Here is a 22,619-nt window from a genome sequence, read left to right as displayed (position 1 = left end):
AGGATGCGGCCCCGGCCGCAGGTGCAATTCTTGAACCTGGAGATCCGCATGAACGACGACCGCTCCTTCCTCAGCCGCCTCTTCGGCGCCGCGCCCGCGCCGGAGACGGATCGCCGACGGCCGGACGGAGCGCGTCCGCAGCGCTGGGTGGAGCCCGACGACGTCCCGCACGCCCGGACCTGGATGTCCTGGCCGTCCCGCAAGTCGGTCTGGGGCCGCCAGCTGGGTGGCGTCCAGCAGGACATCGCCCTGATCGCCCGGACGGTCGCCCGCTTCGAACCGGTGACGATGTGCGCCCCGGACGACTACAGCGTCCGCGAGGCGCGCGCGCTCTGCGGGCCCGCCGTCACCGTGACCGCGGCCGTCCCCACGGACGACCTGTGGATGCGGGACACCGCACCGGTGTTCCGGCGGGACGCCGACGGCCGACAGGACGCGGTCGGCCTCAACTTCAACGGCTGGGGCGGGAAGCAGACCCACCGGGACGACGCGGAGGTGGCGGCGGGCGTCGCCGGGCTGCTCCGACTCCCTTTCTCGTACGCCGAGTTCGTCGGCGAGGGCGGGTCGATCGAGACCGACGGCGAGGGCACCCTGCTGGCCACCGAGAGCAGCCTGGTCAACAAGAACCGCAACCGGGGCATGAGCCGGGACGAGATCGAGGACGCCGTCCTGGACGTGTACGGCGCGGACCGGATGATCTGGGTGCCCGGGGTCAAGGGCCGGGACATCACCGACAACCACATCGACGTCACCTCGCGGTTCGTCCGCCCCGGGACGGTGCTGGTGCAGCTGCCCCCGGCGGACCGGCACGACGTCTGGGCGCGGGACGCCCGCGAGCAGTTCGACATCCTGTCCCGGGCCACCGACGCCAGGGGGCGACGGCTCCGGGTGATCCGGGTGGACGGCCCGGACACCGTCCGCTCGCGGGACCCGAAGTTCGTCGACTCCTACCTCAACTTCCATCTCGTCAACGGCGCGGTGATCGCCGCCCGGTTCGGTGACCGCACCAAGGACGAGGCCGCCCGGCGCACCCTCGCGGAGTCCTTCCCCGGCCGCGAGGTGGTCCAGCTCGACGTCGACCGCCTGATGGCCGGGGGCGGCGGCATCCACTGCTCCACCATGCAGGAGCCGCTGGCGTAGCGACGCCCGGCCGCCCTCCCCACCCACCCTCAGCTCACCGGAGTGACTCCGTGTCGGACCCCACCCTGCCCTTCGCCACCTCCCGCCGGACGGTGCTGCGCGCCGCCGCGGGTGCCGGACTGCTCGCCCTCGGGGCGTCCGCCTGCGCCCCCTCGGAGGACGTCGACCAGCCGCCGGGCCCGGCCGCGCCGACCGCGCCGGGCGGCGGCCAGCCTGCCCCGACGCCCGGCCGCCGGTTCGGCGCGGAGTGGGAGAGCCACACCAGGACGTTCATGTCCTGGCCCGCCTCGACCGGCATCTGGGGCGACCAACTGCCGGACGTACGAGGGGACATCGCGCGGCTGGCCCGGGCGGTGGCGGGTTACGAGGCGGTGGTGATGTTCGCCCGCTCCGGGCAGCTGGACGCGGCGCAGAACGCCTGCGGCAACGGCGTCGAGGTGGTCCCGCTGCCGGTCGACGACCTGTGGGCCCGGGACACCGTGCCGGTCTTCGTGGAGGACTCCGGCACGCTCAAGGGCGTCGACTTCAACTTCAACGGCTGGGGCGAGAAGCAGAAGGAGCACGGCAACGACACGGCGCTCGCCGCGGCCGTGCTCGGGAAGTACGGGATCGAGCGGGTCCGGACCCCGCTGGTGGCGGAGGGCGGCTCGTTCGAGACCGACGGCGAGGGGACGCTGCTGGTCACCGAGAGCTCGGTGGTCAACCAGCGCCGCAACCCCGGGAAGAGCCGGGACGAGATCGAGGCCGAGCTCAAGAAGGCGCTGGGCGTCGGCAAGGTGATCTGGTTCGCCGGGGTGCGGGACCAGGACATCACCGACGCGCACATGGACTGCCTGGTCCGGTTCGCCGCGCCGGGCGTGGTACTGCTCGACCAGCCGTTCCCGGGTGCGCCCGCCGACGTCTGGTCCCGCTCGGCCGCCCAGGCGCGCGAGGTGCTGACCGGTGCGACCGACGCGCACGGCAGGCCGTTGCAGGTGATCGACCTGCCGCAGCCCGACCCGGACCGGATCACCGGTCGCGGCGACGCGTTCGTCTCCTCGTACATCAACTTCTACGTCGCCAACAAGGCGCTGTTCCTGCCGAAGTTCGGGGACGCCAAGGCCGACGACCGGGCCCGGGGGATCCTGCGCGACCACTTCCCCGGCCGGGAGATCGTGCCGGTGGCCATCGACAACATCGCCTCCGGCGGTGGCGGAATCCACTGCTCCACCCACGACCAGCCCGGCAAGCCGGACGCCTAGGAGGCGCGCGATGCGACTGACACCGACCGAACGGGACCGGCTGCTGATCTTCACGGCCGCCGAACTGGCCCGGGCCCGCCGGGCCCGGGGGGTGAAACTGAACGTCCCCGAGGTGCACGCGCTGATCGCGGACACCGTCTGCGAGGCGGCCCGGGACGGCCGGCGGCTGGCCGAGGCGATCGAGGCCGGGCGCTCCGTGCTCACCGCCGAGGACGTGCTGCCCGGGGTGCCGGACGTGGTGACGACCCTTCAGGTGGAGGCGGTCTTCGACGACGGGACCCGGCTCTGCGTCATCGACGACCCGTTCCGCGCCCGGGGTTCGCTGGGGGACGACGCCCCCGGCGCGGCCCTGGCCGGGGACGGCACGGGCTACCGGCCGGCCGAGGCGGTGCTGCGGCTGCCGGTGCGCAACACCTCGGCGGTGCCGATCTCGGTCACCTCGCACTTCCACTTCTTCGAGGTCAACCCCCGGCTGGCCTTCGACCGCTCCGCCGCGTACGGCCACCGGCTGGCCGCCCCGGCGGGATCCTCGGTCCGCTTCGACCCGGGCGCCACGGTCGAGGTCGGCCTGGTGCCGATCGGCGGTGACCGGGTGGCGATCGGCTTCGCCGGGCTGGTGGACGGCCCGCTGGACGCGCCCGGGGCGAAGGACTCCGCGCTGGCAAAGGCCCGCGCGACCGGCTATGTGACGCACTTTCAGGAGCAGGGATGAGCGGCAGCGTCTTCGACTCGGCAGGGTGCCACGGGCGTCCGGGCGGGGTGGCGGGGGGCGGCATCGACCCGGAGGACTACATCGCGGTGCACGGTCCTCGGGCCGGTGACCGGATCAGGCTCGGCGACAGCGGCCTGATCATCCGGGTCGAGTCCGACTCGCAGGCACCGGGGGACGAGTTCCTGGCCGGTTTCGGCAAGACGGCGCGGGACGGGATGCTGCTGAAGGCCGCCGCCGTCCGGGACACCTGTGACGTGGTGATCAGCAACGTGCTGGTGATCGACGCGGTGCTGGGCATCCGGAAGACCTCGATCGGTCTGATCGACGGCCGGATCGCCTCGATCGGACGGGCCGGCAACCCCGACACCCTGCACGGCGTCGACGTGGTCGTCGGGACGGGGACGGCCATCGTCTCGGGGGAGGGCCTGATCGCGACGGCGGGGGCGATCGACACCCACGTGCACCTGCTGTCGCCGAGGATCATGGAGGCTTCGTTGGCCTCCGGTGTCACCACGATCATCGGGCAGGAGTTCGGCCCCGTCTGGGGCGTCGGGGTCAACTCCCCCTGGGCGCTGCGCCATGCCTTCAACGCCTTCGACGCCTGGCCCGTCAACATCGGCTTCCTGGGGCGGGGTTCGTCCTCCGATCCGGCGCCGCTGATCGAGGCACTCGCCGAGGGCGGCGCCTCCGGGTTCAAGGTCCACGAGGACATGGGCGCCCACACCCGCGCCCTCGACACCGCCCTGCGCGTCGCCGAGGAGTACGACGTCCAGGTCGCCCTGCACACCGACGGCCTCAACGAATGCCTCTCCGTCGAAGACACCCTGCGCGTCCTGGAAGGCCGCACCATCCACGCCTTCCACATCGAAGGCTGCGGCGGCGGACACGTCCCCAACGTCCTCAAAATGGCCGGCGTCGAAAACGTCATCGGCTCCTCCACCAACCCCACCCTCCCCTTCGGCCGCGACGCCCTCGGCGAACACTTCGGCATGATCGTCTCCGCCCACGACCTCAAGGTCGACCTCCCCGGCGACGCCGCCATGGCCCGCGACCGCATCCGCGCCGGCACCATGGGCGCCGAAGACGTCCTCCACGACCTCGGCGTCATCGGCATCACCTCCTCCGACGCCCAAGGCATGGGCCGCGCCGGCGAAACCGTACGCCGCACCTTCGCCATGGCCGGCAAGATGAAAGCCGAACTCGGCCCCCTCGACGGCGGCTACGGCACCACCGAATCCGGCGACGACAACGAACGCGTCCTGCGCTACATCGCCAAACTCACCATCAACCCCGCCATCGCCCACGGCCTCGCCCACGAAGTCGGCTCCCTCGAAATCGGCAAACTCGCCGACATCGTCCTGTGGCGCCCCGACCACTTCGGCGCCAAACCCCAACTCATCCTCAAAGCCGGCTTCCCCGCCTACGGCGTCACCGGCGACCCCAACGCCTCCACCGACCGCTGCGAACCCCTCGTCCTCGGCCCCCAGTTCGGCGCCCACGGCACCACCCCCGCCGACATCTCCGTCGCCTTCGTCGCCCAAGCAGCGGTGGACAACGGCGATCTGATGCCCACTCGGCGCCGCCGGGTCGCGGTGCGGGGCACCCGGGGGATCGGGCCCCGCAACATGATCCGGAACGGGCGGGTCGGGCGGGTCGACGTCCAGGCCACCACCGGGTTGGTCTCGCTGGACGGCGAGCCGCTCCGCTCCGAACCGGCCGACTCGGTCTCCCTCAACCGCCTGTACTTCCTCTGACCGTCGGACCCCAGCCAGCCCTGACCAGTATGTCAGCCCGCGTGGGCCCGCCCGAGGTCCAGTAGCTCCGCCTCGATCGCCTCCCCGAGCAGTCGGCGGGCGTGGTCGAGGGGGAGCGACCCGCTGAGCCACCGGACACTGAGCCCTTCGAGCAGGGCGGTGAGGCGCTCGGCGGAGGCGGCGTGGGCCGGTGCGGTGCCGCTCGGGTGCGCGCGGCCGAGCAGGTCGGCGATCTCGTGCACCCAGGTGTGGGTGGCCCGGGCCAGGTCCTCCCTGAGGTCCGGGTCGAACACCGCGCTGGCTCTCAACTCGCCCCAGGCAGTGCTGTTCTCACGCACCTCGGCGGTGTCCTGGAGCTCCAGCAGGAGCATCTGGGTCAGCTCGTTGCGCGGGTCGTCCGTGCTGCCGGGGCTGCGTTCGGCGGTGTACCGGTCGGCCCGCTCGCCGATGAACTCCAGGGTCTCGCGGAGGATCCCGGCCCGGTCGGTGAAGTGGTAGTAGATCAAGGAGGCCGACACCCCGGCCTCGGCCGCCAGCTCGGCCACGCGCAGTCCGCGCACGCCGCGTCGGCTGATGACCCGCGTGGCGGCCCTGAGTATTGCTGTTCGACGGTCTGACACGGGCGTTCACTCTACCCGCACGTCTCGCTTCCTGACGAGATGTTCAGCAGATGTACGGCAAGGGGCCGCTGGTCGGTGCGGGTACGTCGCTGATTCGTCACGCTCTGTCGGCCCGGAAAAACGGGCCGGATCGAGACCTTCGCTCTTCTTGACTGAATTTTCAGTACGGAGCAGGATGTGGGTCACCCCACACCTCCCGACCCCTCCAGGGAGCCCCCCATGAACACGCCCGACCCCACCCGGCGCAGTCTGCTGAAGCTCGGCGCAGCCGCTCTGCCACTGGCTGCCGTCGGCGCCGTCCTCCCCGCCACGGCGGCCCGGGCGGCCACGACGCCCTCGGGCGCCGTGCTGCGGATGCCGGCCGAGACCGACCGGCACACCCGGACCTGGATGGCCTGGCCCGCCCTGCGCTCGGTCTGGGACCAGCAGCTCTCCTCGGTCCGCCGGGACATCGCGAACCTCGCGTACGAGATCTCGCGCTACGAGCCCGTCGTCCTGCTGGCCCGCCCCGAGCAGGCCGCCGACGCCCGGTACACCTGCGGCGGGGGTGCCTACCATCCGATCGAGGTCGAGGAGAGCGCCAACGACGACCTCTGGATCCGTGACTTCGGCCCCACCTTCGTGGTCGCGCCGGGGGCGATCGCCGGTGTCGACACCAACTTCAACGGCTGGGGCAAGACCGGGACTTCGTACTACCAGCCGTTCCGCAACGACGCGGCCGCCGCGGCGACCCTGCTGGGCCGGTACGAGCTGGACCGGATCAGGGCCCCGTTCGTCGGCGAGGGCGGCTCGCTGGAGACCGACGGCGAGGGCACCCTGCTGGCCACGGTGAGCTCGCTGGTCAACCCCAACCGCAACCCGGGGAAGTCCCAGGCCCAGGTGGAGGCGGCGCTGAAGTCGTCCCTGGGCATCGACAAGGTGATCTGGGTGCCGGGTCTGGCCGGGCAGGACATCACCGACTGCCACATCGACTGCCTGGCCCGCTTCACCGCACCCGGCCAAGTCCTGCTGGACCGGCCGGGCCCGGGTGCCGACGCCCGCTGGGTCGCCGTTCACGAGCAGGCCAAGCGGGTGCTGCAGGGTGCCACCGACGCGAAGGGGCGGCGCCTCCGGATCACCGAACTGCCGGGCCCGGAACGGGCGTTCATCCGTGGCCGGGGCAAGGAGTTCCTGTCCAGCTACAGCAACCACTACACCGTCAACGGGGCCGTCATCGCGCCGCAGTTCGGTGACCGCTCCGCGGACGGCACGGCGTACGACCTGCTCCAGGCCGCCTACCCGGGCCGCCGGATCGTCCAGCTGGACATCGACGCGATCGCGAGCGGTGGCGGCGGCATCCACTGCGCCACCCAGTCCGAGCCGGCCGTGCCGCCCGCCTGCTGAACCCCCGTCCCACCCACTTACGACACGAGAAGAGTTGTCATGACGTTCCGGATGCCTGCCGAGTGGACCGAGCACGAGGCGTGCCTGATGGCCTGGCCGACCCGGGCCGACCTCTGGGGGGAGACCTTCGAGGAGGCCAAGCGGGAGTACGCCGAGGTGGCCCGCGCGATCAGCGAGTTCGAGCCGGTGACGATGGTCGCCCGGCCGGGCCAGGGCGAGGAGGCGCGGGCCCTGTGCGGTGACGGCGTCGAGGTGGTCGAACTGCCGCTGGACGACTCCTGGTTCCGCGACTCCGGGCCGATCTTCGTGCTCGGCCCGGACGGCGAGCGCGCCGGGGTGGACTTCCGGTTCAACTCCTGGGGGCAGAAGCACCACCCCTGGGACACCGACGACAGGATCGCCGCCCGGCTGCTGGAGCGCCTGGGCGTCGAGCGGATCGACTCCCGGATGATCCTGGAGGGCGGCGCCATCACGGTCGACGGCGAGGGCACGCTGATCACCACCGAGCAGTGCCTGCTGCACCCGAACCGCAACCCGGGCATGAGCAAGGAGCAGATCGAGGCCGAGCTGTGCGCCAAGCTCGGCGTCAGCACGGTGATCTGGCTGCCGTACGGCGGGCTGCTGGACACCGAGACCGACGGCCACGTGGACGGGGTCTGCGCCTTCGTGGCCCCCGGCAAGGTGGTGGTCCAGCTCCCGAGCGACCCGGCGCACCCCGACTTCGAGCGGATGCGGGCCAACCGGGCGGTACTGGAGGCCGCGGTGGACGCCCGGGGCCGACGGCTGGAGATCGTCGACCTGCCGCAGAGCGCCTTCATCGAGGTCGGCGGCAAGCACACCGAGGTCGGCTATCTCAACTTCTACCTCGCCAACGGCGGCGTCGTGGTCCCGGTGGCCGGGCTCCCCGGGGACGAGGGCGCGCTCGCGGTGATCGCCTCGGCGCTGCCCGGCCGCAAGGTCGTCGGGGTGCGCTCCCGGGTGATCGCCTTCGGCGGCGGCGGTGTCCACTGCATCACCCAGCAGGTCCCGTCGGCGAGTTGACCCGTACACCGTCCCCAGGTCACGCACGGAAGAGAGCCCCCGCATGACAGACCCGCAGAGAACCCCGCGCGGCCGGAAGGTCCTGCCCGTCGCGGCCCTGGCCGCGGCCGCCCTGCTCACCCTGACCACCGCCTGCTCGGGCCCGCCGAAGAGCGGTGGTGCCGACGGCGAGGCGTACCGGCTCTCCGCCGACACCCCCGCCGGGCAGGCCGGCCTGGACTCCTTCACCTGGGCGGTCTACGCCGAGCCGCCCACGCTGGACTACATCTCCGCCTTCGACTACCCGCAGAACACGGTGCTCTCCAACGTCTGCGAGAGCCTGATGCGGTGGACCCCGCAGCTGACCCTGGCACCGGGGCTGGCGGAGAAGGCCGGCAACCCGGACCCCACCACCTGGGTCTACGACCTGCGCCCGAACGTGCACTTCCACGACGGCGGCGTACTGACCGCCGACGACGTGGTGTACAGCCTCGGCCGGCAGATGAACCCGGAGAACGCGGCCGCCTGGGCCCAGCAGTTCCAGAACGTCAGCAGCATCACCAAGACCGGCCCGCTCCAGGTCACCGTCAAACTCACCCGGCCCGACTCGCAGTTCAACCAGTACATGGCCACCGCCGCCGGGGTGGTCGCCTCGCAGGCCGGGGTCGAGGCGGCAGGCCAGGACTACGGCACCAGCGGCAGCCTGGCCTGCACCGGACCGTACCGGCTCGGCACCTGGACCAAGGGGCAGTCGGTCGAGCTCCAGCGCTTCGACGACTACTGGGGTGCCAAGGCCAAGTCCGGCAAGGTGGTCTTCCGCTTCCTCACCGACCCCTCGGCCCGGGTCAACGCGATGCTCAGCGGCGAGGCGGACGGCGGCTACCTGATCCCGACCGAGAGCTACGAGCGGCTGCGGACCAGCGGCGTGGGCACGCTCTGGTTCGGCGAGGGCCTCAGCACGGTCAACGTCAACGTCACCACCATGTCCGGGGTGCTCGGCGACCTGCGGGTGCGCAAGGCGCTCTCGCTCGCCCTGGACCGCTCCGGCTTCGTCCGCACCGGCCTCGGCGGCGCGGGCCGGGTGACCGGTTCGCTGACCAGCCAGGCCGCCTGGGCCGCCGCGCCCGAGCAGGTCCGCAGGGACGCCTTCGCCGGGCTCACCCCCACGGAGCCCGACCTGGAGCAGGCCAAGGCGCTGATCAAGGAGGCCGGGGCCACCGGCAAGAGCATCACGGTCGCCACCAGCCCGATCGGCCAGGACGTCTCGGTGCTGGCGACCGCCGTCCAGGCCGCCGGGGCGAAGATCGGACTGGACGTCAGACTCCGGACCATCGCGCCGAACGCCTTCACCGCGCTCTTCACCGACCCGAAGGCGCGCGAGGGCATCGACCTCTTCCCCGAGACGTACTACGACTCGATCACCGACCCGCTCGACCTGCTGGCCAACTTCAAGACCGGCGCGTACCAGAACTTCGCCTCGTTCAGCGATCCGGCCTACGACGAGCTGGTGCGGAAGGCGGTCACCGCGACCGACCCGGCCGAGCGGTTCGCCGTCACCGCCAAGCTCCAGCGGACCGCCGCCGAGCAGCTGCTCTGGATCCCGGTCGCCGAATGGCCCACGGCGGTCTTCCTGAACAAGCGGATCACCGGCGCCCCGACCACCATCTCCTACCTCTACTACCCGTGGGCGGCCGACGTGGGGGCGGCCCGGTGAGTTTCCTGAGATTCGCCGCCCGGCGGCTGGCCGAGATGGCCGCCACCCTGGCCGGCGCCTCGTTCGTGATCTTCGGCGCGATGTACCTCGCCCCCGGCAGTCCGGCCAGCTTCCTGCTGGCCGGGCGGTCCGCCTCCCCGGAGGCGCTGGCGGCCGTCAACGCCCAGTACCACCTGGACGAACCCTTCCTGGTCCAGTACGTGCGCTGGGCCGGTCAGATCCTGCACGGCGACTTCGGACGGTCCATCACCTACCGCACCGACGTCTCCCGGCTGCTGGCCGACCGGCTGCCCGCCACCCTGCTGCTGGTGGTGATGGCACTGGTGCTGGTGGTCGCCTGCGGACTGCTGCTCGGCTGGATCGGGGCGGTCCGGGGCGGTCGCACCGACGCCACCGTGCTGGTCGGCACCACGATGGCGGTCGGCACCCCTTCGTTCGTCGCCGCCGTGCTGCTCCAGGGCCTGTTCGCGGTCGACCTCGGCTGGTTCCCGACCGGCGGCACCGGGGACGGCTTCGGGTCGATGGTCCGGCACCTGGTGCTGCCCGCCGTGGCCCTCGCGCTCTACCTGACCGGCATGCTGGCCCGGGTCACCCGGGCCGCCATGCTCGAAGTGCTCGGCCAGGAACACGTCACCGTCGCCCGCAGCCGGGGGGTGACGGAGCACCAGGTGATCCGCCGGCACGTCTTCCGCAACGCGCTCGGCACGGTGCTCACCACCGGTGGTCTGATCGTCTCCACGCTGCTGGTCTGCACCGTCCTGGTGGAGACCGCGTTCAGCGTCGGCGGGATCGGCCAGCTGCTCGAACTGTCCACCACCACCAAGGACTTCCCCACCGTGCAGGCGATCTCCCTGATCATGGTCGGGCTGTTCATGGCGGTGAACCTGATCGTCGACCTGCTGCACCCGCTGGTCGACCCGCGCGTCACGCTCGGCGCGAGAAAGGCCGCCGGATGACCGCCACCCTGCTGCACCGGCCCGGCCTCGCCCGGATCCGGACCACCCGCGCCCCGCTCCGGCTGCTCTGCCTGGGCTTCGTCGCCCTGGTGGTGCTCGCCGCCCTGTTCGCCCCCTGGCTCGCCCCGCAGGACCCGAACGCCGTCGACCTGGGCAACGCCCTGGCCGGACCGTCCGCCGACCACCTGCTCGGGGTGGACGCCTCCGGCCGGGACACCTTCTCCCGCCTGGTCACCGGCGCCCGCACCTCGCTGCTCGGACCGCTCGGCGTGGTCGCCTTCTCCACCCTGTCCGGGGTGGCGATCGGCGTCGCCGCCGCCTGGCGCGGCGGCTGGCTGGACTCGGTGCTGTCCCGGAGCACCGAACTGGTCTTCGCCTTCCCCGGCATGCTGCTGGCGATCCTGATCGTCTCGGTCTACGGCGAGGGCCTGCTCGCCCCGGTGATCGCCCTCGCCATCGCCTACCTGCCGTACGTCAGCCGGCTCACCCGCTCGCTGGTGCTGGCCGAACGCGCCCGCCCCTACGTCGAGGCGTACCAGGTGCAGGGCCACTCCGGTTGGCAGATCTGCCTGCGGCACGTCGTCCCGGGCATCGCCCCCGTGGTGCTCGCCCAGTCCACCATCAACTTCGGCTACGCCCTGATCGACCTGGCCGGCCTCTCCTTCCTCGGGCTCGGCGTCCCCGCGCTGACCCCCGACTGGGGCCGGATGGTCTTCGACGGCCAGTCCGCCGTCCAGCACGGCTACCCGCTGTCCGCGATCCTGCCCTGCGCCGCGATCGTGCTGACCGTGGTCGCCTTCAACGTGGTCGGCGAACGCTGGGCCGACCAGGTCGCCAGGAGGGACCGATGACCACCCTCGACATCCAGGCCTACCGCCTGCACCTGCCGAACACCGCCCGCCCCGTGCTCGCCGGGGTCGACCTCACCGTCGACGCCCGCGAGACGGTCGCCCTGGTCGGCGAGTCCGGCTCCGGCAAGAGCCTCACCTCGCGCAGCGTCCTCGGCCTGCTGCCCACCGGCGCCGCCACCGAGGGCACCGTCCGGGTCAACGGCGCGGACGTCCTCGCCATGACGCCGGATCAGCTCCGCTCGCTGCGCACCGGGACCGCCGCGATGATCTTCCAGGACCCGCGGGCGGCCATCAACCCGCTGCGTCGGCTCGGGGACTTCCTCACCGAGAGCGTCCGGCTCTCCGACCGGCTGACGGCGGCGGCCGCCACCGAACGCGCCGTCGAGATGCTGGACGCGGTCGGCCTGCCGTCCTCGGTGCTCGGCCGCTACCCCGGCCAGCTGTCCGGCGGCATGCTGCAATGGGTGATGATCGCGGCCGCCCTGATGGGCGACCCCGCGCTGATCCTCGCCGACGAGCCCACCACCGCACTGGACGTCAGCTCGCAGGCCGAGGTGGTGGCCCTGCTGGACGACCTCCAGGAACGCTTCGGCACCGCCCTGCTGTTCGTCACCCACGACCTGGGCCTGGCCGCCGCGATCAGCGACCGGGTGTACGTGATGTACGCCGGGCGGATCGTCGAGACCGGTCCCGCCGAGGCCCTGTTCAGCCGGCCGCGCCACCCGTACACGGCCGCGCTGCTCGCCTCGACCCCGCGCCCGGACGCCCCGGGCGGCCGGCTCACCGCCATCGAGGGCCGGCCGCCGAGCCTGCGGGACGAGCTGACGGGCTGTCCGTTCGCGCCGCGCTGCCCGATCGCGACCTTCCTGTGCACCCAGCAGGAACCCCCGCTGCTGCCGGTCGAGGCCGAGCCCGCCCGCCGGGCCGCCTGCCACCACAGCGACCGGACGGGGGCCGCCGATGTCTAGCCGGGCCTCGGACACCGCAGCCCGTTCGGTCCAGTCGGCCCATTCGGTCCACCCGGCCGGTTCGGCCGGTTCGAAGGGAGAGCCGCCGATGCGGAAGACCGTCCTGGAGGCCGTCGGCCTGCACCGCGCCTACGGTGGGGTGCAGGCGGTGGACCAGGTCTCCTTCACCCTGGCCGAGGGCGGCTCGCTGGGCATCGTCGGCGAGTCCGGCTCCGGCAAGACCACCACCGCCCGGATCGTGGTCGGGCTGGAACGGGCGGACGCCGGCCGCGTCCTGGTGCACGGTCAGGACCGGACCGGGCACCGGCGCGGCCGATCCCACCGGCTGGCCAGGGCCCGTCAGGTGCAGATGGTCTTCCAGGACCCGTACCTGTCGCTGGACCCGCGCACCAGCGTCGGCGCCGTGCTGCGCGAGACCCTCCGGCTGCACTTCCCCGACACCGACCATCCGCGCCGGATCACCGAACTGCTGGACCAGGTCGGCCTCGGCCCGCGCGAGGCCGACGCCCTGCCCCGGCAGCTCTCCGGCGGCCAGCGCCAGCGGGTCGCGATCGCCCGGGCGCTGGCGGTCGAGCCGGCCGTCCTGGTGCTGGACGAGGCGGTGGCCGCGCTGGACGTCTCGGTGCAGGCGCAGATCCTCAACCTGCTCGCGGACATCCGGGAGCAGACCGGGATCGGCTACCTCTTCATCACCCACGACCTCGGGGTGGTGCGCTGCGTGACCGAGGACGTGCTCGTGATGCGGCAGGGTCGGATCGTCGAGTCCGGCCGGACCGCCGAGGTGCTCGCCGCTCCGCAACACCCGTACACCCGGCTGCTGTTGGACTCGGTGCCGCGGCCGGGCTGGGACCCGAAGGCGATCGCCGCCGCCCGGCGGAGCGGGTGAGCCCGGGGCCGCGCGCCGCCGATTCGCCCGATCGGCGGCGCGCGGCCTCGCGGGTGCGCCTGCCGGGCGGCCCTACTGTCGGATTCCGGATCCGTGCCCGCACCACGAGGTGAGTCGTCATGCCAGAACCCGCCCTGTCCCGCCGGGCCCTGCTGAGATCGGGGTCGGTGCTGGCCGCGCTCGCGACGCTGGAGGGCTGCGCCTCCTCTTCCCCTTCGGCCGGACCCACCTCGCCCGAGTCGTCCGCAGCGGGCGGCAGCGCGGCCGGGAGCCCGTCGGCCGCGCCCACGTTCGCGATGCCGGCCGAGTCGCGGCCGCACACCAGGACGTTCATGGCCTGGCCTGCCTCGGCGGAGGTGTGGGGCGACCAACTGTCCGCCGTACGAGGGGACATCGCGCAGGTGGCGCAGGCCGTCGCCCGGTTCGAGCCGGTGGTGCTGATGGCCCGTCCGGAGCAGAGCGCGCAGGCCCGGCAGCTGTGCGGGTCGAGCGTGGAGGTGATCGACCTCGCGGTGGACGACCTGTGGGCCAGGGACACCGGGCCGACCTTCGTCACCGCCCCCGGTGCCCTGGCGGGGGTCGACCTCAACTTCAACGGCTGGGGCAACAAGCAGTCCCACGCCGACGACAGCCAGGTGGCCCGCACGCTGCTGGAGCGGTACTCGGTCCGTCGCGTCCAGGCGCCGGTCACCGGCGAGGGCGGTGGGATCGAGGTCGACGGCGAGGGCACCCTGATGGCCACCGAGAGCTCCTGGGTGAACGCGAACCGGAACCCCGGCCTGTCGCGCGACCAGATCGAGGCCGCGCTGAAGGAGCTGTTCGGGGTCCGCAAGGTGATCTGGTTCGCGGGCGTCGCCGGGCAGGACATCACCGACTGCCACATCGACGCGCTGGCCCGGTTCGCCGAGCCGGGCGTGGTGGTGATCCACCGGCCGGGCCCGGACGCGCCGCCGGACATCTGGTCCCGTGCCTCCGACCAGGCCCTCCAGGTGCTGCGGGACGCCACCGACGCGCAGGGCCGCAAGCTCCGGGTGGTCGAGCTGGTCGAGCCGGACCTCAGTCAACTCCCTGATCCCGGCAAGGACTTCCTGGCCACCTACCTCAACTACTACGTGGTCAACGGCGGGGTGATCATGCCGAAGTTCGGTGACCGGGCGTCGGACGACCGGGCGGCCAAGCTGCTGGGGGAGCTACACCCCGGCCGCCAGGTGGTGCCGGTGGGCATCAACGCCATCGCCGCCGGCGGGGGCGGCATCCACTGTTCCACCCAGCAGCAGCCCGCGGTTCCCGCCGCCGGGCCGCCGCTCCGGTGAGCACGGCGAAGGCGTCCGGGGCGGAGTCCCGGGCCAGGGCGCGCGGACGGCGGCGGATGCTGGTGGTCCTGCTGCTGCTGGGCGCACTGGTCGCGGGCGGCATCGCGCTCTACGTGAACGAGCGGGACAGCCGGCAGCGCCCCCGGCAGCTCGGCGCCGAAATCACCGGCGACGGCGTGGAGTTGGAGGTCACCGCGCAGGAGGTGGACCCGGCCGCCCAGGAGGTCACCCTGTTCACGGTGCTGGTGCCGCACGGCAAGCTGGCCGCCGCGCCCGGCTCGCTGGCCTTCAGCCGGGCGGTGGAGGTGACGGTCAGTTCGCTGACCGACACCACGCTGAAGACCACGGCGGGGCAGGTGGCCACGCCGCAGCCGATCACGGTCGGCCTCTACGGCGGCACGCCGACCGACTACCCGTTCGACCGCTACCGGGTCGCGGCGGACTGGTCGGCGACCGACCGGGGCGCGCCGCTGCCGGTGGCGATCACCTTCACCGACGCCGACCCGTTCTTCACCGCCAAGGCCACCGACGCGGCCGAGGGGGAGGACGAGGCCCGGCTGGAGCTGGTGTTCGCCCGGTCGCGCAGCACCTTCATCCTGGCCTGGTTCATGATCGCGGCGATGTGGGCGCTGGCGCTGGCGGTGCTCGGCGGGGCGGAGGTGCTGATCCGCAAGCGCCGGCCGCTGGTCTGGCCGGCCCTGGGGTGGATGGCCGCGACCCTGTTCGCCCTGGTCGGGCTGCGCAACGCCGCGCCCGGATCGCCGCCGATCGGTTCGGTGATCGACTACGTCGCGTTCTTCTGGGCGGAGGGGATCATCGCGGCCGGCCTGGCGTGCACGGTCGCGTTCGGACTCCGGGTCGAGCGCCGGACGGTGGACGACTGACCGGCGGTCACGGGGCGGTGACGCCGGCGGCCAGCCCGAGGATCAGGGCGCGGACGACCGGGGCCGGGTCGAGCCCCGGGTCCAGCGACTGGATCGCGGCCAGACCGTCCGTACCGGCGGCCGCCGCCTCGCCGAGCGGCCGGGGGTCGAACCCGCCGCCGCGTTCGTCCGCCAGCACCCGGAACAGCGTGACGAAGCACTCCCGCCAGGCCAGGTACTCCGCCGCCAGGCCGTCCCGGACCCGCTCGTCGTTGAGGGCGAACCAGTGCAGGGCGGAGTGCAGCCGGGACAGGTCGCCGGCCTCCGGCTGGGCCAGCAACCCGACCACCCGTTCGGCCCGTTCGGCGAAGCTCCCGGGCTGTCCGACGGCCTCCTCCAGCGGCGTGACCCACTCCGGCCGGATGGACTCCAGCACCGCCACGATCAGGTCGGTGCGGGTCTGGAAGTGGTAGTGGCACATCCCGTGCGTCACCCCGCCCAGGGCGGCCACGTTGCGGGTGGTGAACGGCACCTGGCCGTCCCCCGCGAGCAGGGCGCGGGCGGCGGTGAGCAGCCGGGCACGGGTCTGCTCGCCCTTGGCCGAGGAGCGCGGCTTCCGGGCGCTCGGCGGCGGGGTCGCCGACTCGACGGGGCGGGTCTCTTCGTCACGCATGGCCATCCGGGCACTCTAGCGAGCCGGGTGGGGGTGACGGGGCATCAGTGGCGGGCTCGTGACCAGAGGTCGCGGGCGAACTGCCGTCCCAGAGTATTGACCGAGCGCTTGGTCAGTTTTACGGTCAGGGCCAGGCCGTGGAGCGACCACGGTCCCCCAGCAGGAGGCACGAGATGAACGAGCACAGCGAACCGCAGGCCCCGTCCGCAAGAGCCCAAGCCCCGCTCGGCCGCCGGAAGTTCCTCGCCGCGGCCGGTCTCACCGCCGCCGGCGCGGCCATCGCCGGGGCGGTCCCCGCCGCCGCGAAGGTGGTCGCCCCGCCGGCCGCCGCCGACGCGGTGAGCGCCGCCGGGACCTTCACGGTGCCGGTCGACACCGTGCGGCACACCCGTACCTGGATGGCCTGGCCGGATGACCCCACCATCTGGACCGGCCGGGGCAGCGGCCGCCGGGGCGGCCCGTCGCTCAGTCAGATCCAGGCCAACATCGCGCTGGTGGCCAACACCGTCGCCACGTACGAGCCGGTGTACCTGTGTGCCAACCCGGCCGCCGCCGCGGCCGCCCGCCGGGCCTGCCCGGGCGCCAACATCACGGTGATCACCAGCATCCCGGTCAACGACTGCTGGATGCGCGACAGCGGCCCGGTCTTCCGCACCGACGGCCAGGGCGGCCTGGACGCGATCGGCCTCAACTTCAACGGCTGGGGCGGCAACCAGACCTACACCAACGACGGCAAGGTCGCCGCCCGGGTCGCCGCCCTGCTCGGCATACCGTTCACGGCGGCCGGCCTGGTGGGGGAGGGCGGCGCCGTCGAGACCGACGGCGCGGGCACCCTGATGGCCACCAGGAGCAGCATCCTGGTCTCCAACCGCAACCCCGGGAAGAGCCAGGCCCAGGTCGAGACCGCGCTCAAGTCCGCGTACGGCGCGAGCAAGGTGATCTGGTTCACGGGGGTCGCGGGCCAGGACATCACCGGCGACCACGTCGACGCGACCTCGCGCTTCCTGGCCCCCGGCAAGGTTCTCGTCCAGCAGCCCAACGCCACTGACGACCCGTCGGACCCGTGGACCAAGGACGAGATCAACCAGTACAACGTGCTGGCCGCCGCCACCGATGCCCGCGGCGTCCGGATCCAGGCCACCAAGCTGGGCGGCCCCGACTACTACACGATCCGGCAGAGCAACCCGGAGTTCGTCGGCTCCTACGCCAACTACTACGTCTGCAACGGCGCCGTGATCGCCTCCCAGTTCGGCGACTCGCGGGCCGACGCGGCGGCCAAGGCGAAGCTCCAGTCGCTCTTCCCGGGCCGGGTGGTGGTCCAACTGAACGTCGACTACATCGGCCTCGGCGGCGGCGGCATCCACTGCGTCACCCAGCAGCAGCCGGTCGCCTGACGGCCCGGACCGCGCAGCCCCCCCCCCCCCCCCCCCCCCGCGGGGGGGGGGGGGGGGGGGGGGCTGCGGCCGGCTCCGGTCAGCGGGGGTGTCCGGTGGCATCGGTGTCGAGGGTCTGGGTGTTGAACTTGATCTGCCAGGCGACCACGTGGCCGTCGGGGCGTTCGCAGAGCACCGCGCCGTCCTGCCAGGTGCCGTTGGTGGGGTACCACTGGCTGTTCGGTGGGTCGCCCTGGTTCAGGTGGACGTCGTGGACGCCGAGGCCGGTGGTGAAGCTCTGCCCGAAGACGTAGATCCGGGAGGCGGCTTCCAGGTGCGGGAGCAGGACGTCCAGGGCGTTGTCACCGTCGCTGGCGATCCACGGGAAGAACCGCAGGTACGGCCGGGCCCAGTCGAGTCCTTGGTGGCCGCCGACGAGACGCCGCAGCCGTTGCGCCGACCCGGCTGCGCTGTCGGCCAGGTCGGGGCCGAACATCGGGCTGCCCGGTGGGTGCGGGGCGATCACCCGGTGGGCCCGGCCGGTCACGGTGGCGAGCCACTCGAACCAGAGGCGGTTGCGCAGCAGTGGACTGCGGACGTAGTCGAGGGCGCCGGAGGTGGGGGAGGACGGCAGCGGATGGAAGCCGTCCGGGTGGACCCGGAGAGCTGCGATGTCCGTACTGCGCAGGTCGTCCACCAGCCGGTAGGCGACCCCCACACTGCCTGGTGCGTCCACGTCGAGGGCGGCCTGGTAGACGCCGACGGGGGTCTGCAGGAACAGGTGGCCGTGGTACCACTGGCCGAAGTCGTGTATCGGGTCGCGGGTGAAGTCGTGCAAGGCTCCGATCGCGACCCCGTAGTCGGGGAGAGCCATACCTCCACTGTCCGCCCCGTCGGGCCCGCCCGCAGCCGAACGGGCGGCGTACTCCGACTCGGTGTCGAGGTGCGTCGCCCGTTCGGCTGCGGTGGGGGCGGAGGTCACTTGGGGTCGCGGTTGTAGACGGTGGTGGACCAGCGGTAGCCGAGGACGGTGAGCCCGACGCACCAGGCGACGGCGAGCCATCCGTTGTTGCCGATGTGGGTGCCGAGGAGCAGGCCGCGGAGGGTTTCGATGGCGGGGGTGAAGGGCTGGTACTGGGCGATGGGCTGGAACCAGCCGGGCATGGAGTGGATGGGGACGAAGGCAGAGGAGATCAGGGGGAGGAAGATGAGGGGGGATGGCGTTGTTGCTGGCGGCTTCGGCGTTGGGGCTGACCAGGCCCATGCCGACGGCGATCCAGGTGAGGGCGAGGGCGAAGAGGGCGAGCAGTCCGAAGGCGGCGAGCCATTCGAGCGCGGTGGCATCGGTGGAGCGGAAGCCGATGGCGGCGCCGACGGCGCCGACCAGGACCACGCTGGCGACGGACTGCAGGACGCTGCCGGTGACGTGGCCGATGAGGACGGAGCCTCGGTGGATGGCCATGGTGCGGAAGCGGGCGATGATGCCTTCGGTCATGTCGTTGGAGACGGAGACGGCGGTGCCGATGGTGGTGCTGCCGATGGTCATCAGGAGCAGGCCGGGGACCAGGTAGGCGATGTAGGCGGAGCGGTCCCCGCCGCCGATGCCGGCGCTCATGACGTCGCCGAAGACGTAGACGAAGAGCAGGAGCAGCATGACGGGGGTGAGCAGCAGGTTGAGGGTGAGCGAGGGGTAGCGGCGGGCGTGCAGGAGGTTGCGGCGGAGCATGGTGGTGGAGTCGCGCAGGGTGTGGGTGCTCATCGGGCGTTCTCCTTGGCGTGGTCGGTGGTGAGGGCGAAGAAGACGTCGTCGAGGTCGGGGGTGTGGACGGTGAGTTCGTCGGCTTCGATGCCGGCGGTGTCGAGGCGGTCGAGGACGGTGCGCAGGTGGCGTTGGGTGCCGTCGCTGGGGAGTTGGAGGGTGAGCGCCTGGTGGTCGGGGGTGGCGTCGGGCAGTGCGGTGGCGGCGCTCCGGTAGGTGGTGGGGTGGGTGAAGCGCAGGCGGACGTGGCCGCCGGGGATGAGGCGTTTGAGTTCGTCGGGGGTGCCTTCGGCGGCGATGGTGGCGTGGTGGAGCAGGGCGATGCGGTCGGCGAGTTGGTCGGCTTCTTCGAGGTACTGGGTGGTGAGCAGGACGGTGGTGCCGTCGGTGACGAGTTGGCGGATGATCTGCCACATGGTGTGGCGGGAGCGGGGGTCCAGGCCGGTGGTGGGTTCGTCGAGGAAGATGATGCTGGGGTTGCCGACGAGGGTCATGGCGATGTCGAGGCGTCGTTTCATGCCGCCGGAGTAGGTGGAGGCGGGTCTGTGGGCGGCGTCGGTGAGGTCGAAGCGCTCCAGGAGTTCGGCGGCGACGCGGCGTCCTTCGGGGCGGGGGAGGTGGTGGAGGTCGGCCATCAGGAGCATGTTCTCGGTGCCGGTGATGAGGCCGTCGACGGCGGAGAACTGTCCGGTGACGCCGATGGCGGCGCGGATGGCGTGGGGTGCGGTGGTGAGGTCGTGGCCGGCGATCTGGGCGTGTCCGGCGTCGGCGGTGATGAGGGTGGAGAGGATCTTCACGACGGTGGTCTTGCCCGCCCCGTTCGGCCCCAGCAACGCGAACACCGTTCCCTTGGGGACGTGGATGTCGACACCGTCGAGCACGGTCTTGTCACCGTAGGACTTGCGCAGGCCGACGGCGGAGATGGCGGCCGGGGCACCGTTTCGTGGCGTGGGCATGACAGACGAAGGCATGGAGCCCTCCCAATCGAAGGCTGAAGTGGCAGGAGAAGTCGGTGAGTTGAGGAGGTTTCGCCGGGGTCAGGACTTGGCGCGGCGAATGTCGATGTTGCCGTAGCGGGTGCGGGCGCGGACCTTGACGGTGTCCTCGCTCTGCTCGGGAGCCTCGGTGCTGGTGAGCGTGTTGCGGACCTGGCCGGCGCCGGAGTTGACGTCGAGCCAGGCGGCGGTGCCCTCCCGGATGCCGACCTCGATGGCGCCGTAGGAGGTCTCCAACTGGACGGTGCCCCGGGCGACTTCGTACACCCGGAGAGTGCCGTGGGCGGTGGTGGCGGTGACCGGGCCCTCGGCGCGCCGGATCTCGATGTCGCCGTTGGCGCCGCTCACCCGCAGCTCACCGGTCGCGGCGCCGACGGTGGTGGTGCCGTGCGAGTTCTTCAGGACGGCGGGGCCGTCGAGGAGTCCGGCCCGCAGGCTGCCGGAACTGGTGGTGATCTCGGCCGGGCCCTCCACCCGGTCCACGGTGATCGAGCCGTGCGAGGCGGTCAGGTGCAGCGGGCCGGTGGTGTCCAGGCGGACGTCGCCCGAGGAGGTCTTCACCCGGACCTCGCCCAGGCGGCCCTCGCCGAGCACCTGCACCCACGCGCCGGTGGTGTCCATGCGCGAGCCCGTGGGCAGTTCGACCGTCACGTCGACGGTGCCGGTGCGGCCGAGGCCGAGCAGGTTGGACTTGGGCGTCCTGACGGACAGGGTGCCGCTCGTGTAGGTGACCTGGGTCTGGTCGGCCGTCCGCACGTCCCGGTCCTTCTTGGGGTCGCGGGGGCGCACCTCGACGACCGTGTCGGGGCGGTCGCCCGCGGTGAACCGGATGGAACCGGCCTCCACGTACGCCGTGGCCGAGATCGGTTCGGGAGTGTCGAAAGAAGGCATGGCTGTCCCGTCCTCTTGGGTCTCTGGGGCGTCCCCGCTGGTGGGACGTGGTGTGGGTGGTGGAGCGGGCGGTGGAGCTCGCTGGTCAGCGAACCCAGCCCGTGATGCTCTGTCCGATGCTCTGGGTCTTCTCCGTCGTACGCGGCCGGCCGCTGCCGTCGACCGCGGCCGAGACGGCCCGGACCAGCCACGCGTTCACCGACAGGCCCTCGCGCGCCGCGGTCTCCTCGGCGCGGGCCTTGAGGTGGGCCGGCAGGCGGAGGTTGACCCGGGCGGTGCCGCCCTCGTCACCGTCGGCCGGGGTCTTGAGCAGCTCGGCGGGTGCGGCCGGCTCCGCGCGGGTGCCGCCGTCGGTGGGCGGCAGCGTCACCACGAAGTCGGGGTCGAGCCCGCGCAGCCGTACGTCGACCGAGCCGGGGGCGAGTTCACGGGTGACCTCGTCCATCGCGGCGGAGAGCACGTTGAGCATGGTCAGCCGGGTCGCCGACTCCAAGGGGGCGGTGAGCCGGTCGGCCAGCTCGCGGGCCTCCTTGCCGCCGGCCTCGGCGGCCACCGCGAGTTCGCGGCGGAGGTTGTCGACATACGGGGTGAGGTCCATGACGCCATGGTGGCACCACTATGGCGTCACTGGCAAGCCCTGCCGGTATCCGATCGAGGACCAGATGCACAAAACCATCGCTGAGCTGCGGATATGTGCATCCGCGACGGTGGCTCCTGGTGGCGCCAGAGGGTCCCGGACGGCTCGGCGTGGCACCTGATGGCACCACGTAGCGCCATCAGGTGCCATCCGGCGTCGGGGACGGCGGGCGGCGGTGTGGCCGGCCAGCTGGTGGAGGTGGACGCCGGGATCGAGGCCACGAAGCCGAAACCGCCCGCGCCGAAGGTGCCGCGGACCAACCAGCAGATCCTCACCGACCAGTTCCGCCTGGTGCTCGGCCGGGCCGCCCCCGGCGGTACGGGCCTATCTGGTGATCGGCGGCGTCCTGTACCGGGGTGACAACGACGGCAGCATGCTCGCCGCTCCGACCCTGAAGCTGATCAAGGACCTGGTGGGCCGGCAGGAGGACTGGACCTTCACCGGCTCCGCCGAGGTGCATGCACGCCCTCGACGCCTACGCCCGGACCAGGAACTTCACCACCGCCGATCAGGTCAGGAACGCCTTCACCCGGCCGCCCGGCAACATCACCGACGCGGTGATCGGCGCGATGGACGCGGTGGGCCGCACGGGGCGCTACTGGGTCAAACGGGTGCCGTGCGACAACCGTGTCCCGTGGCTGGCCCAGTTGAGGATCACCGCCGACACGGCAGGGGCACACCACTGAGCTGACGTCCGCTCAGCACGTACGCCCCCGGCGTTCGGGCGGAACGGCGCGCAGCCCCGGACGGGGAGTCCGGGGCTGCGGCGGCAGTGCGGCGGCCTGACCCGGGGGGAGAGTGCCGGCCGCCGTACACCGTTACGTCTGACCGGTCCGGCGCGAGCCAAACCCGGCGGTTTCGAGAAGTGCC

At 72.3% G+C, this 22,619-nt stretch carries 20 protein-coding genes and 2 pseudogenes; 15 read left to right on the top strand and 7 right to left on the bottom strand.

Features of this window, described 5'->3' with window-relative positions:
* Window positions 1-48: 48 nt before the first annotated feature.
* The 4 genes from ACIRPK_RS01245 to ACIRPK_RS01230 are packed head-to-tail and all read left to right on the top strand — an operon-like array spanning window position 49 to window position 4,847.
* Window positions 49-1,140 (top strand): agmatine/peptidylarginine deiminase, encoded by a 1,092-nt coding sequence (locus ACIRPK_RS01245; protein ID WP_403031206.1) that lies wholly within the window; start codon window positions 49-51, stop codon window positions 1,138-1,140.
* Window positions 1,141-1,190: 50 nt separating this feature from the next.
* Window positions 1,191-2,381 (top strand): agmatine/peptidylarginine deiminase, encoded by a 1,191-nt coding sequence (locus ACIRPK_RS01240; RefSeq protein WP_403031204.1) that lies wholly within the window; start codon window positions 1,191-1,193, stop codon window positions 2,379-2,381.
* Window positions 2,382-2,391: 10 nt separating this feature from the next.
* On the top strand, window positions 2,392-3,093 hold the full coding sequence (gene ureA, locus ACIRPK_RS01235) for an urease subunit gamma (RefSeq protein ID WP_403031202.1): 702 nt from the start codon (window positions 2,392-2,394) through the stop codon (window positions 3,091-3,093).
* Entirely contained in the window at window positions 3,090-4,847 is a 1,758-nt protein-coding gene (locus ACIRPK_RS01230; RefSeq protein ID WP_403031199.1) for an urease subunit alpha, read from the top strand. Before ureA ends, ACIRPK_RS01230 begins: the two co-directional genes overlap by 4 nt.
* Before the next feature lie 32 nt (window positions 4,848-4,879).
* Here ACIRPK_RS01230 and ACIRPK_RS01225 read toward each other — a convergent pair whose 3' ends face one another.
* Window positions 4,880-5,467, bottom strand: a complete 588-nt coding sequence (locus ACIRPK_RS01225) for a TetR/AcrR family transcriptional regulator (RefSeq protein WP_403031196.1) — start codon at window positions 5,465-5,467, stop codon at window positions 4,880-4,882.
* 219 nt (window positions 5,468-5,686) lie between these two features.
* Here ACIRPK_RS01225 and ACIRPK_RS01220 point away from each other — a divergent pair, with 219 nt between their 5' ends.
* The 9 genes from ACIRPK_RS01220 to ACIRPK_RS01180 all read left to right on the top strand — a co-directional run bounded on the left by ACIRPK_RS01220 (window position 5,687) and on the right by ACIRPK_RS01180 (window position 15,442).
* Window positions 5,687-6,850 (top strand): agmatine deiminase family protein, encoded by a 1,164-nt coding sequence (locus tag ACIRPK_RS01220; RefSeq protein WP_403031193.1) that lies wholly within the window; start codon window positions 5,687-5,689, stop codon window positions 6,848-6,850.
* A 39-nt stretch (window positions 6,851-6,889) separates the two neighbouring features.
* On the top strand, window positions 6,890-7,891 hold the full coding sequence (locus ACIRPK_RS01215; RefSeq protein WP_403031191.1) for an agmatine/peptidylarginine deiminase: 1,002 nt from the start codon (window positions 6,890-6,892) through the stop codon (window positions 7,889-7,891).
* A gap of 43 nt (window positions 7,892-7,934) precedes the next feature.
* The gene (locus ACIRPK_RS01210) at window positions 7,935-9,584 is read left to right on the top strand and encodes an ABC transporter substrate-binding protein (protein WP_403031188.1); all 1,650 of its coding nucleotides are present in this window, start codon (window positions 7,935-7,937) and stop codon (window positions 9,582-9,584) included.
* Complete coding sequence (locus tag ACIRPK_RS01205) at window positions 9,581-10,540, top strand: ABC transporter permease (protein ID WP_403031185.1); 960 nt, start codon at window positions 9,581-9,583, stop codon at window positions 10,538-10,540. The genes ACIRPK_RS01210 and ACIRPK_RS01205 overlap by 4 nt, the downstream gene beginning before the upstream one ends.
* Entirely contained in the window at window positions 10,537-11,391 is an 855-nt protein-coding gene (locus tag ACIRPK_RS01200; protein WP_403031182.1) for an ABC transporter permease, read from the top strand. The genes ACIRPK_RS01205 and ACIRPK_RS01200 overlap by 4 nt, the downstream gene beginning before the upstream one ends.
* Entirely contained in the window at window positions 11,388-12,359 is a 972-nt protein-coding gene (locus ACIRPK_RS01195; RefSeq protein ID WP_403031179.1) for an ABC transporter ATP-binding protein, read from the top strand. Before ACIRPK_RS01200 ends, ACIRPK_RS01195 begins: the two co-directional genes overlap by 4 nt.
* 88 nt (window positions 12,360-12,447) lie before the next feature.
* The gene (locus ACIRPK_RS01190; protein ID WP_403031177.1) at window positions 12,448-13,245 is read left to right on the top strand and encodes an ABC transporter ATP-binding protein; all 798 of its coding nucleotides are present in this window, start codon (window positions 12,448-12,450) and stop codon (window positions 13,243-13,245) included.
* A 119-nt stretch (window positions 13,246-13,364) separates the two neighbouring features.
* The gene (locus ACIRPK_RS01185; RefSeq protein ID WP_403031174.1) at window positions 13,365-14,558 is read left to right on the top strand and encodes an agmatine deiminase family protein; all 1,194 of its coding nucleotides are present in this window, start codon (window positions 13,365-13,367) and stop codon (window positions 14,556-14,558) included.
* Window positions 14,555-15,442 carry a DUF4436 family protein gene (locus ACIRPK_RS01180; protein WP_403031172.1) on the top strand — a complete coding sequence of 296 codons (888 nt, stop codon included), beginning with the start codon at window positions 14,555-14,557 and terminating at the stop codon, window positions 15,440-15,442. Before ACIRPK_RS01185 ends, ACIRPK_RS01180 begins: the two co-directional genes overlap by 4 nt.
* Before the next feature lie 7 nt (window positions 15,443-15,449).
* Here the strand turns inward: ACIRPK_RS01180 and ACIRPK_RS01175 are convergent, their stop codons facing one another.
* Window positions 15,450-16,100 (bottom strand): TetR/AcrR family transcriptional regulator, encoded by a 651-nt coding sequence (locus tag ACIRPK_RS01175; protein ID WP_403031169.1) that lies wholly within the window; start codon window positions 16,098-16,100, stop codon window positions 15,450-15,452.
* A 167-nt stretch (window positions 16,101-16,267) separates the two neighbouring features.
* On the opposite strand from ACIRPK_RS01175, the gene ACIRPK_RS01170 reads away from it, so the two are divergent.
* Window positions 16,268-17,488, top strand: a complete 1,221-nt coding sequence (locus ACIRPK_RS01170) for an agmatine/peptidylarginine deiminase (protein WP_403031166.1) — start codon at window positions 16,268-16,270, stop codon at window positions 17,486-17,488.
* A gap of 79 nt (window positions 17,489-17,567) precedes the next feature.
* Here the strand turns inward: ACIRPK_RS01170 and ACIRPK_RS01165 are convergent.
* The 5 genes and pseudogenes from ACIRPK_RS01165 to ACIRPK_RS01145 all read right to left on the bottom strand — a co-directional run.
* Window positions 17,568-18,329, bottom strand: a pseudogene (locus tag ACIRPK_RS01165) (DUF2278 family protein); the annotation flags it as partial.
* A 116-nt stretch (window positions 18,330-18,445) separates the two neighbouring features.
* Window positions 18,446-19,226: pseudogene (locus tag ACIRPK_RS01160) on the bottom strand (ABC transporter permease).
* A complete protein-coding gene (locus tag ACIRPK_RS01155) occupies window positions 19,223-20,197 on the bottom strand; it encodes an ATP-binding cassette domain-containing protein (protein WP_403031163.1) in 975 nt (324 codons plus the stop codon). The pseudogene ACIRPK_RS01160 and the gene ACIRPK_RS01155 overlap by 4 nt, the downstream one beginning before the upstream one ends.
* Window positions 20,198-20,263: 66 nt before the next feature.
* Window positions 20,264-21,112 carry a DUF4097 family beta strand repeat-containing protein gene (locus ACIRPK_RS01150; protein WP_403031160.1) on the bottom strand — a complete coding sequence of 283 codons (849 nt, stop codon included), beginning with the start codon at window positions 21,110-21,112 and terminating at the stop codon, window positions 20,264-20,266.
* 85 nt (window positions 21,113-21,197) lie between these two features.
* On the bottom strand, window positions 21,198-21,710 hold the full coding sequence (locus ACIRPK_RS01145; RefSeq protein ID WP_403031157.1) for a hypothetical protein: 513 nt from the start codon (window positions 21,708-21,710) through the stop codon (window positions 21,198-21,200).
* Window positions 21,711-22,207: 497 nt separating this feature from the next.
* Between ACIRPK_RS01145 and ACIRPK_RS01140 the strand changes: the two genes are divergently transcribed.
* On the top strand, window positions 22,208-22,435 hold the full coding sequence (locus ACIRPK_RS01140; protein ID WP_403031154.1) for a hypothetical protein: 228 nt from the start codon (window positions 22,208-22,210) through the stop codon (window positions 22,433-22,435).
* Window positions 22,436-22,619: the final 184 nt, after the last annotated feature.

The organism is Kitasatospora sp. NPDC101801, assembly GCF_044766665.1.
GTDB lineage: Bacteria > Actinomycetota > Actinomycetes > Streptomycetales > Streptomycetaceae > Kitasatospora.
Note: the sequence above shows the minus strand (reverse complement) of the source record. Positions and strands in the feature narration are given on the sequence as shown.

Excerpts from the sequence above, each read along its gene's own strand:
- ACIRPK_RS01245 (WP_403031206.1), top strand. The coding sequence starts at position 49 with ATGAACGACGACCGCTCCTTCCTCAGCCGCCTCTTCGGCGCCGCGCCC.
- ureA (WP_403031202.1), top strand. The coding sequence starts at position 2,392 with ATGCGACTGACACCGACCGAACGGGACCGGCTGCTGATCTTCACGGCC.
- ACIRPK_RS01230 (WP_403031199.1), top strand. The coding sequence starts at position 3,090 with ATGAGCGGCAGCGTCTTCGACTCGGCAGGGTGCCACGGGCGTCCGGGC.
- ACIRPK_RS01220 (WP_403031193.1), top strand. The coding sequence starts at position 5,687 with ATGAACACGCCCGACCCCACCCGGCGCAGTCTGCTGAAGCTCGGCGCA.
- ACIRPK_RS01215 (WP_403031191.1), top strand. The coding sequence starts at position 6,890 with ATGACGTTCCGGATGCCTGCCGAGTGGACCGAGCACGAGGCGTGCCTG.
- ACIRPK_RS01210 (WP_403031188.1), top strand. The coding sequence starts at position 7,935 with ATGACAGACCCGCAGAGAACCCCGCGCGGCCGGAAGGTCCTGCCCGTC.
- ACIRPK_RS01200 (WP_403031182.1), top strand. The coding sequence starts at position 10,537 with ATGACCGCCACCCTGCTGCACCGGCCCGGCCTCGCCCGGATCCGGACC.
- ACIRPK_RS01195 (WP_403031179.1), top strand. The coding sequence starts at position 11,388 with ATGACCACCCTCGACATCCAGGCCTACCGCCTGCACCTGCCGAACACC.
- ACIRPK_RS01190 (WP_403031177.1), top strand. The coding sequence starts at position 12,448 with ATGCGGAAGACCGTCCTGGAGGCCGTCGGCCTGCACCGCGCCTACGGT.
- ACIRPK_RS01185 (WP_403031174.1), top strand. The coding sequence starts at position 13,365 with ATGCCAGAACCCGCCCTGTCCCGCCGGGCCCTGCTGAGATCGGGGTCG.
- ACIRPK_RS01175 (WP_403031169.1), bottom strand. The coding sequence starts at position 16,100 with ATGGCCATGCGTGACGAAGAGACCCGCCCCGTCGAGTCGGCGACCCCG.
- ACIRPK_RS01170 (WP_403031166.1), top strand. The coding sequence starts at position 16,268 with ATGAACGAGCACAGCGAACCGCAGGCCCCGTCCGCAAGAGCCCAAGCC.
- ACIRPK_RS01155 (WP_403031163.1), bottom strand. The coding sequence starts at position 20,197 with ATGCCTTCGTCTGTCATGCCCACGCCACGAAACGGTGCCCCGGCCGCC.
- ACIRPK_RS01150 (WP_403031160.1), bottom strand. The coding sequence starts at position 21,112 with ATGCCTTCTTTCGACACTCCCGAACCGATCTCGGCCACGGCGTACGTG.
- ACIRPK_RS01145 (WP_403031157.1), bottom strand. The coding sequence starts at position 21,710 with ATGGACCTCACCCCGTATGTCGACAACCTCCGCCGCGAACTCGCGGTG.
- ACIRPK_RS01140 (WP_403031154.1), top strand. The coding sequence starts at position 22,208 with ATGCACGCCCTCGACGCCTACGCCCGGACCAGGAACTTCACCACCGCC.